The organism is Pseudomonas sp. HD6422 (genome assembly GCF_025377065.1).
In the GTDB taxonomy this organism is placed as follows: Bacteria; Pseudomonadota; Gammaproteobacteria; order Pseudomonadales; family Pseudomonadaceae; genus Aquipseudomonas; species Aquipseudomonas putida_U.
The window spans coordinates 16,436-29,835 of sequence record NZ_JAHWIW010000052.1 but is presented as its reverse complement, the minus strand read 5'-3'; the positions used below and the strand labels follow the sequence as shown (position 1 = coordinate 29,835).

Annotated in this window: 12 protein-coding genes; 6 read left to right on the top strand and 6 right to left on the bottom strand. The window is 61.3% G+C overall.

Annotation, left to right across the window (positions count from 1 at the left end; translation table 11 throughout):
• The first annotated feature begins 297 nt into the window (after nt 1-297).
• Entirely contained in the window at nt 298-1,617 is a 1,320-nt protein-coding gene (locus KY379_RS25540) for a Na+/H+ antiporter family protein (protein ID WP_133324374.1), read from the top strand.
• 7 nt (nt 1,618-1,624) lie between these two features.
• Here the strand turns inward: KY379_RS25540 and KY379_RS25535 are convergent, their stop codons facing one another.
• Entirely contained in the window at nt 1,625-2,629 is a 1,005-nt protein-coding gene (locus KY379_RS25535; protein WP_196173592.1) for a FecR family protein, read from the bottom strand.
• 208 nt (nt 2,630-2,837) lie between these two features.
• Here KY379_RS25535 and KY379_RS25530 point away from each other — a divergent pair, with 208 nt between their 5' ends.
• From KY379_RS25530 to KY379_RS25515, 4 genes are all read left to right on the top strand, one after another.
• Nucleotides 2,838-3,311: a MarR family winged helix-turn-helix transcriptional regulator gene (locus KY379_RS25530; RefSeq protein WP_133324370.1), complete on the top strand. Its 474-nt coding sequence runs from the start codon at nt 2,838-2,840 to the stop codon at nt 3,309-3,311.
• A 30-nt stretch (nt 3,312-3,341) separates the two neighbouring features.
• Nucleotides 3,342-4,532 (top strand): HlyD family efflux transporter periplasmic adaptor subunit, encoded by a 1,191-nt coding sequence (locus KY379_RS25525; protein ID WP_196173594.1) that lies wholly within the window; start codon nt 3,342-3,344, stop codon nt 4,530-4,532.
• Nucleotides 4,529-6,064 (top strand): DHA2 family efflux MFS transporter permease subunit, encoded by a 1,536-nt coding sequence (locus tag KY379_RS25520; RefSeq protein WP_261240377.1) that lies wholly within the window; start codon nt 4,529-4,531, stop codon nt 6,062-6,064. The genes KY379_RS25525 and KY379_RS25520 overlap by 4 nt, the downstream gene beginning before the upstream one ends.
• 103 nt (nt 6,065-6,167) lie before the next feature.
• A complete protein-coding gene (locus KY379_RS25515) occupies nt 6,168-6,914 on the top strand; it encodes an SDR family oxidoreductase (RefSeq protein WP_261240378.1) in 747 nt (248 codons plus the stop codon).
• Nucleotides 6,915-6,921: 7 nt separating this feature from the next.
• On the opposite strand, the gene KY379_RS25510 is transcribed toward KY379_RS25515, so the two are convergent.
• The 3 genes from KY379_RS25510 to KY379_RS25500 form a co-directional block, all read right to left on the bottom strand.
• Nucleotides 6,922-8,985 (bottom strand): PAS domain-containing protein, encoded by a 2,064-nt coding sequence (locus tag KY379_RS25510; protein WP_261240379.1) that lies wholly within the window; start codon nt 8,983-8,985, stop codon nt 6,922-6,924.
• Between the two features lie 72 nt (nt 8,986-9,057).
• Nucleotides 9,058-10,467, bottom strand: coding sequence for a GntR family transcriptional regulator MpaR (gene mapR / locus KY379_RS25505; protein ID WP_261240380.1), 1,410 nt, complete (start codon nt 10,465-10,467; stop codon nt 9,058-9,060).
• A gap of 83 nt (nt 10,468-10,550) precedes the next feature.
• Nucleotides 10,551-10,784, bottom strand: a complete 234-nt coding sequence (locus KY379_RS25500; RefSeq protein ID WP_133324360.1) for a DUF3203 family protein — start codon at nt 10,782-10,784, stop codon at nt 10,551-10,553.
• A gap of 152 nt (nt 10,785-10,936) precedes the next feature.
• On the opposite strand from KY379_RS25500, the gene KY379_RS25495 reads away from it, so the two are divergent.
• A complete protein-coding gene (locus KY379_RS25495) occupies nt 10,937-11,476 on the top strand; it encodes an MgtC/SapB family protein (protein WP_261240381.1) in 540 nt (179 codons plus the stop codon).
• Nucleotides 11,477-12,006: 530 nt separating this feature from the next.
• Here KY379_RS25495 and KY379_RS25490 read toward each other — a convergent pair.
• Together KY379_RS25490 and KY379_RS25485 are read right to left on the bottom strand one after the other, a co-directional pair.
• Complete coding sequence (locus KY379_RS25490) at nt 12,007-12,906, bottom strand: hydroxymethylglutaryl-CoA lyase (RefSeq protein WP_133324356.1); 900 nt, start codon at nt 12,904-12,906, stop codon at nt 12,007-12,009.
• A gap of 21 nt (nt 12,907-12,927) precedes the next feature.
• Nucleotides 12,928-13,326: a MerR family transcriptional regulator gene (locus tag KY379_RS25485; protein WP_133324354.1), complete on the bottom strand. Its 399-nt coding sequence runs from the start codon at nt 13,324-13,326 to the stop codon at nt 12,928-12,930.
• Nucleotides 13,327-13,400 lie beyond the last annotated feature (74 nt).

Here is a 13,400-nt window from a genome sequence, read left to right as displayed (position 1 = left end):
CGGAGGGCCGGATGCAGGAGCAAGCGGTTTTGCCTACTTTTCCCAAGAGAAAAGTAGGCCGCCGAAGGCGGAAGGGGTCGGTAGCGCCGCTACACGTCTCGGATCAACCATCCAATCCCCAATCCCCAAGCCCAAGCCCCACCAATCCAAGAAGAACCCCTAGCTCGCGGGACGGAAGGCCTAGACTACGGAACGCTGGCGCAGCCGCACATGATTTCAACAGTCGCCGTTTTGACATCCTCCGCCCACTGCGGCAGAGTGCGCGCTTTTTTTAATCGCAACGAGGAACGCCAAACCATGAATGCAGTGATCGCCGCAGTGGGCATCATGCTCGTTCTGAGCCTGTCACGCGTGCACGTGGTCATCGCCCTGATCATTGGCGCACTGGTCGGTGGGTTGGTCGGTGGGCTGGGGATCGAGGGCACGCTCAACGCATTCAATGGCGGCCTCGGTGGTGGCGCTACCGTAGCGCTGTCCTATGCCTTGCTCGGTGCTTTTGCCGTGGCGATAGCCAAGTCGGGTCTCGCCCATGCCTTGGCCGACCGGGCCTTGTCGATGGTCGACCTGAAGGGGCGTGCCGAGGGTGGCAAGGTCAAGGGCCTGCTGATTGGCCTGATGCTGGTGGTGGCCGTGGCGTCGCAGAACATCCTGCCTATCCATATCGCCTTCATCCCGCTGCTGGTGCCGCCGTTGCTGTATGTGATGACGCGCCTGCGCATCGACCGGCGGATGGTGGCCTGCGTCATCACGTTCGGTCTGATCACCCCTTACATGTTCCTGCCCGTGGGGTTCGGCAACATCTTCCTCAATCAGATCCTGCTGGCCAATGTGGCCCGTGCCGGTGTCGATATCAGCGGGGTCAATGTCAGCCACGCCATGGCCATTCCGGCGGCCGGGATGCTGGTGGGGCTGCTGCTGGCGGTCTTCTTCAGTTACCGAGGCAAGCGTGACTACGACCTGGCACGCATCGAGCAGGTTGAGCAGGTCAGCGTGCAGTACAACCCTTTGACCTTGCTGGTGGCCGGCCTGGCGATTGCCTTGGCGTTCATCATCCAGTTATGGGTGGGGTCGATGATCATCGGCGCCATGGTCGGCTTCCTGGTGTTCTCGCTGTCGGGGATCGTGCGCTGGAAAGACACCGATGACCTGTTCACCGAAGGCATGAAGATGATGGCGATGATCGGTTTCATCATGATCGCGGCCTCCGGCTTCGCCGATGTGATGAAGGCCACCGGCGAGGTCAACAGCCTGGTCGAGGCCGCGGCCCAGTGGATCGGCCATAGCAAAGGCGTGGGGGCATTGCTCATGCTGCTGGTAGGCCTGTTGGTGACCATGGGCATTGGCTCGTCGTTTTCGACAGTTCCGATTCTTGCGGCGATCTTCGTGCCGCTGTGCGTGCAGCTTGGTTTCGACCCACTGGCCACGGTCTGCATCGTCGGCACCGCCGGCGCGTTGGGCGACGCTGGCTCGCCCGCATCGGACTCGACCTTGGGGCCGACCTCCGGGCTCAACGTCGATGGCCAGCACCACCATATCTGGGATACCGTGGTGCCGACCTTCATCCACTACAACCTGCCGTTGTTGACGTTCGGCTGGTTGGCGGCCATGGTGCTGTAACGCAGGGTCAGCCTTTGTTCGGCGGTGGGGAGATGCTGTTGAGGACGGTGCTGCCGTCCTTGCTGCGGGTCAGGTAGACCGGCAATACCTTGGGCAGGTTATCCACCAGCCGGCTCACTTCTCGAGTGTTGTAGATGCCGCTGATACGAACCCGGCCGGTGGCTTGGTCGGCCAGGCGCAATGGCGACTCCAGGTAGCGATTGATGACCGGCAGGGCCTGATCGAGCGGGAGGTTGTCGAGGATCAGCTTGCCGCTGCGCCAGGCCAGGTTGTTGCCGTAATCGTCACTCTGGGCCAATTGCGGCTCGAAGTCGCCCGCCTGGTAGTGAGCCTGCATGCCCGGGCTCAGATGGTAACCCGCACCGTTGCCGCTGCTGCTGACCAGCACGGAGCCTTCGACCAGTGTGACCTTGACCTGGTCCTGGTATTTCCAGACGTTGAACTGAGTGCCGGTGACCTGGGTCTGGCCCGCGCCTGCGTGGACGATGAACGGGTGAGTGCTGTCGTGCGCGACCTTGAAGAACGCCTCGCCGTGGTCCAAGGTCACGTGGCGCTGATCCTTGTAGTTGAGGAAGGTCAGTTCGGTGTGCAGATTAAGCTCGACGGTGCTGCCATCGCTCAATTGCACGGTCTGCATCTGATCGCCGGCTTCGAAGTGCTGGTAATGGTTGGGCAGCCAACCTTGCTCCCAGCCCAACCAGCCGAGCAGGGGCAGTGCGACCAGCGCGACCACTGCAGCCGAGGCCAACGGGCGCCAGTTGCGTGGTGCCTTGGCCGCGGCCAGCGGGTTGAAGTCGACCACCGTCGCCGTGCGAGGCAGGAAATCGGCGGTGTACCAGATCTCCAGCATCGCTTCGTATTCTTCCCGGCGCCGGGAATCCGCTGCTATCCAGCGCGAAAATGCCTCCCGCTCGGCTGCTGTGCAGTCATCGGCATGCAAGCGCATGCACCAGTGGGCGGCAGCATCGGTCAGGTCATCATCGGGGCTGGGGTCGAGGCGGTCTTGGTTCATTGCGGCTCCGGGTTTTGCGCATTCTACCCTCGCAACCGGCGATCGATAAACGCTGTAATGGCGAATGACTATCAGTTGTGTGTTTTTTCGTCGGAATTGCGAGTGATTCCGATCCCGAAATGACTGTATTTGATAGCTTGCTAATCAAGGCTTTGACATTGACTGCCTAGGCAGTAATATTTGCATACAATTGTCCGAGTCATTCGCCATGCCTCATTTCACCCCGGAAAATTTCGAGACCTGTGCCATCGGCATCTTGCTGGGACGTGCGGCGCTGCTGAAGGACCGCATCCTTGACTCGCATCTGGAGTCCGAAGGCATCACCGCGGCCCAGTTCAAGGTGTTGATCATCGTCACCCAATATCAGGTGGATACCCCGGCCGAGCTGTGCCGCTATCTGGGGCTGGACAGCGGTTCGATGACACGCATGCTCGACCGCTTGGTGCAGAAGGGCCTGGTCGAGCGCAATCGCTGCGCCCTGGACCGCCGCCAGGTGCGTCTGGCGTTGACCAGCGAAGGCCAACGCGTGGCCAACCGCTTGCCTGAAGTGGGTGCTGCGGCAATGAACGAGCTGGTCGGCGTGCTGCAACCCGAGGAACTCGCCACCCTCGAAAGCTTGCTGGCCAAACTGCTGATGAATGCTGGCGACCCGCTGATGATCCGCCGTTTCGGCGATCGTTGAACCCTGTTACGTACTAGCCAAGGTATTATCATGGCCACTTCCACTGACACCCCGAACCCTGCCGAACAGGGCTCGCCACGCAAGCGCAAGGCCTGGTTGCTGGGTCTGCTGCTGTTACTCATTGTTGCTGGGGCCTGTACCTGGGCCTGGTACGCGCTGGTCGGTCGCTGGCAGGTCAGCACCGATGACGCATATGTCAACGGCAACGTGGTGGAGATCACCCCCCTGGTGACCGGCACCGTGACCAGCATCGGTGCCGATGATGGCGACCTGGTGCATGCAGGGCAGGTGCTTCTGCAGTTCGACCCTGCCGACAGCGAAGTGGCATTGCAGGCTGCCGAGGCCAACCTGGCGCGCACCGTGCGCCAGGTGCGCGGGCTGTACAGCAACGTCGACGCGCTCAAGGCGCAATTGCAGACGCGTCAGGCCGAATTGCAAAAGGCGCAGCAGAACTACAATCGGCGTAAGGTTCTGGCCGACAGCGGCGCTATCGCTGCGGAAGAAATTTCCCACGCCCGTGATGACCTCGCCGTCGCCCAGGCCGCCGTCAACAGCGCCCGTCAGGAGCTCAAGACCAGCAGCGCCTTGGTGGACGATACGCAGGTTTCCTCGCACCCCGAGGTCATGGCGGCCGCTGCCCAGCTGCGCCAGGCGTTCCTCGACAACGCCCGTACCACCCTGGTGGCACCGGTCACCGGCTACGTGGCCAAGCGCACCGTGCAGCTCGGCCAGCGCCTGCAGCCTGGCACCGCGACCATGGCGGTGATCCCGTTGGACCAGGTGTGGATCGACGCCAACTTCAAGGAAACCCAACTGCGCGACATGCGTATCGGTCAGCCGGTGGAAATCACTGCCGACCTGTACGGCAGCGATGTCAAATACAGCGGTACCGTCGATAGTCTGGGAGCCGGTACCGGCAGTGCCTTTGCCTTGTTGCCTGCGCAGAATGCCACCGGTAACTGGATCAAGATCGTTCAGCGCGTACCGGTGCGTATCCACATCAATCCCGATCAGCTCAAGGACCATCCCCTGCGCATTGGCCTGTCGACCGTGACCGAAGTCGACCTGCACGACCAGAGCGGCCCGACCCTGGCGCAGCAACCGCCGCAGCAGGCCAGCTTCACCACCCAGGTCTACGACCACCAGTTGGCCGAAGCCGATGAGCTGATCGCCCGGCTGATCCACATGAACAGCGCCGCCGGCAAGACGGCCCAGCGATGAGCAAGGAAGCGCCTGCGCAGTTCACCCCGCCGAGTCTGTTGTTGACGACCATCGGTCTGTCTCTGGCAACGTTCATGCAGGTGCTGGACACGACCATTGCCAACGTGGCCCTGCCGACCATTTCCGGGAACCTGGGCGTGAGTTATGAGCAGGGCACCTGGGTGATCACTTCGTTCGCGGTGAGCAACGCCATTGCGTTGCCGCTCACCGGTTGGTTGAGCCGACGCTTCGGCGAGGTCAAGCTGTTCATTTGGGCCACCCTCCTGTTCGTGCTGGCATCGTTCCTGTGCGGTATCGCCCAGTCGATGCCGGAGCTGGTTGGCTTCCGGGTGCTACAGGGTGTCGTGGCCGGGCCGTTGTACCCGATGACCCAGACCCTGCTGATTGCCGTGTACCCGCCGGCCAAGCGCGGTATGGCCTTGGCGTTGCTGGCGATGGTCACGGTGGTGGCGCCGATTGCCGGGCCGATCTTGGGCGGCTGGATCACCGACAGCTACAGCTGGCCATGGATCTTCTTCATCAACGTACCGATCGGCCTGTTCGCCGCTGCCGTGGTGCGCCAGCAGATGCGCACGCGTCCGGTGGTCACCAGCCGCCAGCCCATGGATTACATCGGCCTGCTGACGTTGATCATCGGGGTCGGAGCGTTGCAGGTAGTGCTGGACAAGGGCAATGATCTGGATTGGTTCGAATCGACGTTCATCATCATCGGCACCCTCATCTCGGTGGTATTCCTGACGATCTTCATCATCTGGGAGCTGACCGACCGGCACCCGGTGGTGAATCTGCGGCTGTTCGTACACCGCAATTTTCGGATCGGTACCCTGGTGCTGGTCGGTGGCTATGCCGGCTTCTTCGGCATCAATCTGATCTTGCCGCAGTGGTTGCAGACGCAGATGGGGTATACGGCGACTTGGGCGGGGCTGGCGGTGGCGCCTATTGGCTTATTGCCGGTGATCATGTCGCCGTTCGTGGGTAAGTATGCGCACCGCTTCGATCTTCGGGTGCTGGCGGGGCTGGCATTCCTGGCCATCGGTGGCAGTTGCTTCATGCGGGCTGGGTTCACCAGTGAGGTGGACTTCCAGCACATAGCCCTGGTGCAGTTGTTCATGGGTATCGGTGTGGCGTTGTTCTTCATGCCGACGCTGAGCATTCTGCTGTCCGACCTGCCGCCGCATCAGATTGCCGATGGCTCCGGGTTGGCGACTTTCTTGCGCACGCTGGGTGGCAGCTTTGCGGCGTCGTTGACCACTTGGATCTGGATTCGTCGGGCGGAACAGCATCATGCCTATCTGAGCGAACACATCAGTACCTTCGATCCGGCGACCCGGCACACCCTTGAGCAACTAGGTGGTGCGGGGGAGCAGGGATATGCGCGCTTGGAGCAGATCCTCAACGGGCAGGCATACATGATGTCGACGGTCGACTATTTCACCCTGATGACTTGGGTGTTCGCGGGGTTGATCTTGTTGGTGTGGTTTGCCAAGCCGCCGTTCACTGCCAAGCCTGCGGCGGGGTCGGCTGGGCATTGAGGGTGGGTTTGGGCGAACAAACGCTGTACCCCAGATTCTCAGATTCCCACAAACCGGCTTTTCCCCTATTGTCGAGGACCCGTTACCAACGATGGGCAGATCTATGGAGAAAGTCATCATCATCACCGGAGGCAGCCGCGGCATCGGCGCGGCCACTGCGTTGCTGGCCGCTCGCCAGGGCTACCGGGTGTGCATCAACTACCACACCGACGACCAAGCCGCGGAGCGCATCCTCACCCAAATCCGTACGCTCGGCGCCGAAGCCATCGCAGTGCGTGCCGATGCCAGCGTCGAGGACGAGGTGATCCAGCTGTTCCAGCGCGTCGACCACGAGCTGGGACCCATCACCGCGCTGGTCAACAATGCCGGCACCATCGGCCAACAGAGCAAAGTCGAGGACATGTCCGAATTCCGACTGCTCAAGATCATGAAGACCAATGTCGTGGGCCCGATGCTCTGCGCCAAGCATGCGTTGCTGCGCATGTCCCGTCGCCACGGCGGGCAAGGTGGCGGCATCGTCAACGTCTCGTCGGTAGCCGCCCGTCTCGGGTCGCCCAATGAATATGTCGACTACGCCGCTTCCAAAGGTGCATTGGACACCTTCACGCTCGGGCTGGCCAAGGAAGTGGCCGGCGAGGGCGTCCGGGTCAATGGTGTGCGCCCCGGCTATATTCACACCGGGTTCCATGCATTGTCCGGTGACGCCGACCGCGTCTCCAAGCTCGAAACAGGCTTGCCCATGGGCCGCGGCGGCCAGCCGGAAGAGGTGGCCGAGGCCATTCTCTGGCTGCTGTCGGACAAGGCTTCCTATTGCACAGGCAGCTTCATCGACCTCGGCGGAGGGCGCTAGCGGCGCGCTATTCGTGGCGCAGCAGCTTGCTCACGCACGTGGCCAGCTGTTCCAGGTTGAATGGCTTGCGCAGGACTGCCGAGTTGGGCAAGGTCTGCCCGGTGCCCAATGCCGCGCGCTCATCGTAACCGGTGATGAACAGCACCTTCAGGTCCGCGCGCAGGGCCATGGCCTGCTCGGCCACCTGCCGACCCTTGAGCCCATCGGGCAACTCTGTATCGATGATCAGCAATTGGGGATGGGGCAGCTGGCCGCAGACGTCGATCGCCGCACGCCAGGAGTCCAACGCCTGAACTGGATACCCCAGGTCCGCCACGACCTCTCCGATCACTTGGCGCATCGCCATGTCGTATGCCAGCAAAGCGACCCGCACAGACCCTGCGTCGGGCTTCGGTGCAATGTGCGGTGGTTTTTCGACACGCCTCACGTCTGCTCGGTGACAGGGTAGGTAGAGGCGAACATGGGTGCCCACGCCAAGTTCGGATTCAATGCATAGCTGCCCCTCTGATTGGCGCGCGAAACCGTACACCATCGACAAACCGAGCCCCGTTCCCTGGCCTAGCGGCTTGGTGGTGAAGAACGGCTCTATGGCACGCTCCAGTACCTGGGTCGACATGCCCAGACCGTTGTCCTCGACGCCAATACAGATGAAGTCGCCTGCGACCAGGCCCAGTTCGCTGGCTAGTTGGGTGTCGAGCGAAACGTTAGCGCCATGAATACGGATGGTGCCGCCATCTTGCAGGGCATCGCGGGCATTGAGGCAGAGGTTGAGCAGCGCGCTTTCCAGCTGGGGTGGGTCGACGAACGTAGGCCATAGTGTTTCAGCGAAATGGCAGTTTAGCGTCAGGTCCGGTCTCAGGCTGCCATGTATCAGGTATTGCATTTCATCGACCAGGCGACGTACATCGGTCGGCTGCGGTTGCAGGGTTTGCTTGCGGGAGAAGGCCAGCAAGCGATGGACCATGGTCGATGCGCGCTCTGCCGAGCGATTGCTGACGGCGAGAAGGGGGGCAAGCTCGCCGAATCGCTGCTGCTGCAACCGCTGCTGCATGACCTCCTGAGCGCCAAGGATACTGCCGAGAAGGTTGTTGAAGTCATGGGCGATGCCACCGGTGAGTTGGCCTACGGCTTCCATTTTCCGTGCTTGGTACAGAGCCTGCTCGGCTTGCTGCAAACGCTGTTGATCGTTGACCCACTCACTGATGTCGTAGGCGAAGACGAACGCTGCAGTGACGTTGCCGTCGTCGCCACGAATGCAGTCGAAGCGCAGCTCATAATGGCGCTGTGCAGCGCCCTGGCCAAACCTCTCGGTCACGGTGAACTGCTCGCCAGCCAACGCTCGCTGCCAAAGCGTCAGCGCAATGACGCGGTCGTGCTGGTTGGCTGGCAGCAGCTTCGGCAGTTCATCGCCCACGTTGGGGGTGATGCCGTACAGGTGATGAAAGTCGTGCTTGGCCTGACGATTGATCGCCAGCCATCGCAGCTCGGTATCCAACACATGGACATTGGCCGCGCTGTGATCGACGAGTTGAGCGAACAACTGTCGCTCCGACATCGCGATGTGGACGCGTTGTTCCAGATCCTTCTTGATCTGCTGCAGCAACTGTTCGGCCTTGCTCCGCTCGGTGACATCCCTGAACAGCACCGCCACCTGCCGCCGAGCCGCCGGTTCGATGCGAAAGCTGGTGACCGAGAGGACGTGGCCGGTGGCGATCAGCGTTTGTTCGAAGTGGGACGGCTCGCCCGTTCGCCACACTTCACGGAACCGCGCTACCCACAAGTGGGCTTCGTCAGGGATCAACTCACGTACGGATTTGCCGATTACTTCGCAGCTGCCTGCATGCCTGGTATAGGCCGCGTTGGTCAGCACATGTATGTAATCGCTGAGCGGGCCGTGCGGACTGTCGAGCAGCTCGAGGATGCCAAAGCCCTCGTCCATGGTTTCGAACAGGGAGCGATAGAACGACTGGTCATTCTGCCGATGCAACGCCAGACAAGCCTGCAACTGAGCGTTGCTGCGCCGCAGCTGCGCGATCTGCCGTTTTGGAGAAAGGTGTCGGCGGGATGACATGAGCGTGCTCGACTGGGGACCCAGCACTGACTTTAGCGGGTCCGTCGGCTGAACACTAACGATTCGCGATCGTTAGAACGATCGGATGATGCGCCCCAGCGTCTCCATGGCGTTTTCGATGCTAGTGCCCCAAGGACTTCCGTAATTCAGGCGGATGCAATTGTCGAAACGTCGGCTTGGGGAAAAGATCGGTCCCGGGGCGATGCTGATGCCCTGGGCGAGCGCGAGCTGGAACAATTTGAGCGCGTCCACTCGTTCAGGCAGCTCGAGCCACATGAAGTAGCCGCCGGACGGTTGGCTGACCCTGGTTTGGGCAGGGAAATAACGGGTGATGGCCGCGAGCATGTTGGCCTGCTGGCCTTCCAACGCATAGCGCAGCTTGCGCAGGTGACGATCGTAGCCACCGTGCTGCAGGTAGTCGGCTATGGCCGCCTGAGCGGGCATCGAGGCGCACAGCGAAGTCATCAACTTGAGCCGTTCGACCTTGCGCGCGAAGCGTCCGGCAGCCACCCAACCGACTCGGTAACCTGGCGCGAGGCTTTTGGCAAAAGAGCCGCAGTGCATCACCAGGCCTTGAGTATCGAATGCCTTGGCCGGTTTTGGGGCCTGTTGAGCGTAATAGAGTTCGGCGTAGACATCGTCCTCGATCAGTGGCACCTGATGCCGCGTGATCAATTCCACCAGCGCCTGCTTTTTCGCTTCCGGCATGCTGGCACCTATCGGGTTCTGGAAATTGGTCATGCACCAGACCGCCTTGATCGGGTGCTTCTCCAGGGTTTGTGCCAGTGCCCCGAGGTCCATGCCTTCGCGCGGGTGCACGGGAATTTCCACGGCCTTGAGTTTCAGACGCTCCAATATCTGCAGGCAGGCATAGAACGCAGGTGCTTCGATGGCCACCAGGTCGCCGGGCTCGGTCACAGCCTGCACACACAGATTCAATGCCTCCAGGGCGCCATTGGTGATCAGCAGTTCCTCCATCGGTAGCATCAGCCCGCCGACCATGTAGCGCAGGGCAATCTGTCGTCGCAGCTGCGGGTTGCCTGGCGACAGGTCGGTGACCACCATGCGCGGATCCATGGCACGGCTGGCGCTGGCCAGCGAGCGCGACAGGCGCTGCAGGGGGAACAGCTGCGGACTCGGGAATGCCGAGCCGAAGGGGACGGTGCCGGGGTCCTTGATCGATTCGAGTATCGAAAAGACCAAGGCACTGACATCCACCTCCGTCGACTCGCTGAGCGCTGGCTCGAGCTGTGGCTCGCAGAAGAAGCGCGGCGTATGGGCGTTGACGAAGTAGCCTGATCGCGGTCGAGCGCGGATGAGCCCCCGGCGCTCCAGCAGATAGTAAGCCTGGAACACCGTGGAGGGGCTGATCCGGTGGGTCTGGCTGGCGTAGCGAACCGACGGCAGGCGCTGGCCAGGGCCAAGCACCCCGGAGCGGATCAGTTCAGCGATGTCGTCGGCAAATTGTTCGTAGCGTTTCATACGGGTCTGCTGGCCAAGGTGAGACCCAGTATGGCGCCGGAACTGTTTGCAATACAGAAGCAGGTTAGCCGTTTTCAACCATATCAGATGACCGAGCCGGGGGTACTGGCTTTGAGATGCCTGCGGCTGTCCCGCGCTCCCGCGACGGTCAATGCATCGGCTTCGGCTTCGGTGATCGGTATTCGTTCACCGGCGAGCACTGCCACCGACATGCGCAGGCGCTCATCGGTGAAGATCTCGATCTCACTCCCTTTACCCTCGATACGCAGTCGGTCGCCAATCAGGGTGCAGTGGTGTTCGTTGATTTCGATGGGCATGGCTGTGGCCTCCTGGGGCGGACAATCATTCAGACCGTGGTTTCGAGGTGGATGCTGCATTTATTCGCAGCTGCCCACTGCGGGGGAACAGATTTCTCTGGGCCATGGTCAACCGCTTACCGACAACAGACCGACGTAGCGAGGGTGCGCTGATGGACCCATGGTGGGATTCGATCTGGCAGGCCGTCGCGGCCGAATTCGCCGATGTCACCGATCTGCACGAAGTGACGCAGATATTGGTGCGCCTTCTGATGGCCGCGCTGCTCGGTGCGGTGCTGGGGTTCGAGCGTGAACACCGAGGCAAGTCGGCGGGCGTGCGCACTCATATGCTGGTGTCCCTGGGGGCTGCTTTGTTCGTGTTGGCACCGAGCATGGCCGGCGCCGACGAGCAGGCAATGAGCCGGGTCATCCAGGGCATCGTCGCCGGCATCGGTTTTCTTGGCGCCGGTACCATCCTCAAGGGCAACGGACGGGACACCAGCCACGTCAAGGGGCTGACCACAGCGGCGGGATTGTGGATGACGGCGGCCATCGGCACGGCGGCAGGTATGGGGCGTGAGGCCACGGCCCTGGTCAGCACGGTCATGGCGCTGCTGGTGCTTGGGACGATGCCGTTGCTGGTCGAGAAGGTGGAGGGGCAGGACAAGGAGGAGCAGGCGATGAAGCAGGAGGAAGAGGGCAGGAAGCACTGAGGGGAGCCGAAGCTCCCCTCAAAGCGTTGTTGCCTGCTCTTTTATTATTATTGGAGACGGGCCTTTTGTTGTTTTTGTAAGCCTGCCTCGGTGTCGCGGGCGACCCCCACTCGGGGTCAAGAGCAAACGTATTTTTTTGAGCGCTGACCGATTTTCATCCTGAGATCCGTTCTGACTGCCGCTACCTGAAGGTAGTTTTATTGTTCTGTGTCAGTCCGCGGGGCGAACCCCTGAAAAAGCTGTCTACTCCAAAAAAATCTGCTTGCTGCGTCTCTGCCGTGTTGTTCTTGTTCTGTCAGAGCCGTTATCTGTTGTTTTTATTGGGTATCGCATTCTTGTTGTTCTTGTACCAAAGATATAGCAGGTCTCGTGCCAATTTTGAAAAATCCTTTTAAATCAAGCGGATACGATTTTCACTGAAAAAGTCACTCGGGAAATTCTATCGATTTGTTTCCCTGTTACCCGATTTTCTGTGGAGGAGGGCAGGGGCGGTAACACTCCCGCCCACACCGGTGTGGCACCTGCACGAATCAGTGTGCGCTGCGCGCCCTCGCCACGCGTGAACCATTGGTGCGGCCCAGCACATCACTGATCCGCTGCCCTGCAGCGATCAGCCTGTCCAGGTCGATGCCCGTGTGGATGCCCAGTCCATGCAGCAGATACACCACATCCTCGCTGGCGATGTTGCCGGTGGCGCCTTTGGCGTAGGGGCAGCCACCGAGCCCCGCCACCGAACTGTCGAACACGGCGATGCCTTCGAGCAGGCTGGCATAGACGTTGGCCAGGGCCTGGCCATAGGTGTCGTGGAAATGCCCGGCCAGTTGCTCTCGTGGTATCTGTGCAGATACCACTTCGAACAGGCGGCGGGTATCGCCGGCGGTTCCTGTGCCGATGGTGTCGCCCAAGGAAACCTCATAGCAACCCATGTCATGCAGGGCCCGCGCCACCGGTGCCACCTGCTCGGCGCTAACCTTGCCTTCGTACGGGCAGCCCAGTACACAGGACACGTAGCCACGCACCCGCACGCCATGGCTGCCGGCGGCTTCCATGATTGGCTCGAAGCGCTTGAGACTGTCGCTGATCGAGCAATTGATGTTGCGTTGTGAGAAGGCCTCCGACGCAGCGGCGAACACCGCCACTTCTTTCACGCCGGCCGCCAGGGCATCTTCGAAACCTCGCAGGTTTGGCGCTAAAGCCGCGTAGGTGACGCCGGGACGCTGATCGATCGAAGCGAAGACCTCGGCGGACCCGGCCATCTGCGGGACCCACTTGGGCGAGACGAAGCTGCCGACTTCTATATAGCCCAAGCCCGCTGCGCTCAGGTCGTCGACCAGACGCACCTTGTCGGCGACGCTGATAGGTTGGGCTTCGTTCTGCAGGCCATCGCGTGGCCCTACTTCGACCAGGCGGACTTTGTTCGGCAACGACATGGCAAGGGCTCCAGTGACAGGTCAGGCTTTCTGGTTGTTGTTCAGAGTGGCGGCCAGGGCTTGTTCGCAGCGCTCCTGGGCGGTGTCGAGCTCGAGTTGCATCTGGTGGATGTCGAGCATCTGCTGTTCGAGCTGGCTGCGGCGTTCGGCGATCTTCGCCAACATGCTGTTGAGCTGTTTGAGGTTGCCGCTACTGGGATCGTAAAGCTCGATCAACTCGCGGCACTCGGCCAGCGAGAAACCGATTCGCTTGCCCCGCAGGATCAGCTTCAGGCTCACTTTGTCCCGTGCCGAGTAGACGCGCTCAAGCCCACGCCGCTCAGGGCTGAGCAAGCCTTGCTCTTCATAGAAGCGGATGGCCCGAGTGGTGATGTCCAGCTCGCGGGACAGGTCGGAAATACTGTAGGTCTGGCTGCTCATGCGTGGCGCTCGACGGAAGACATGCAGCTATCCTGAAGGCAGGTTTACGTAAACGTCAAGCGGAAGCCTCAGGC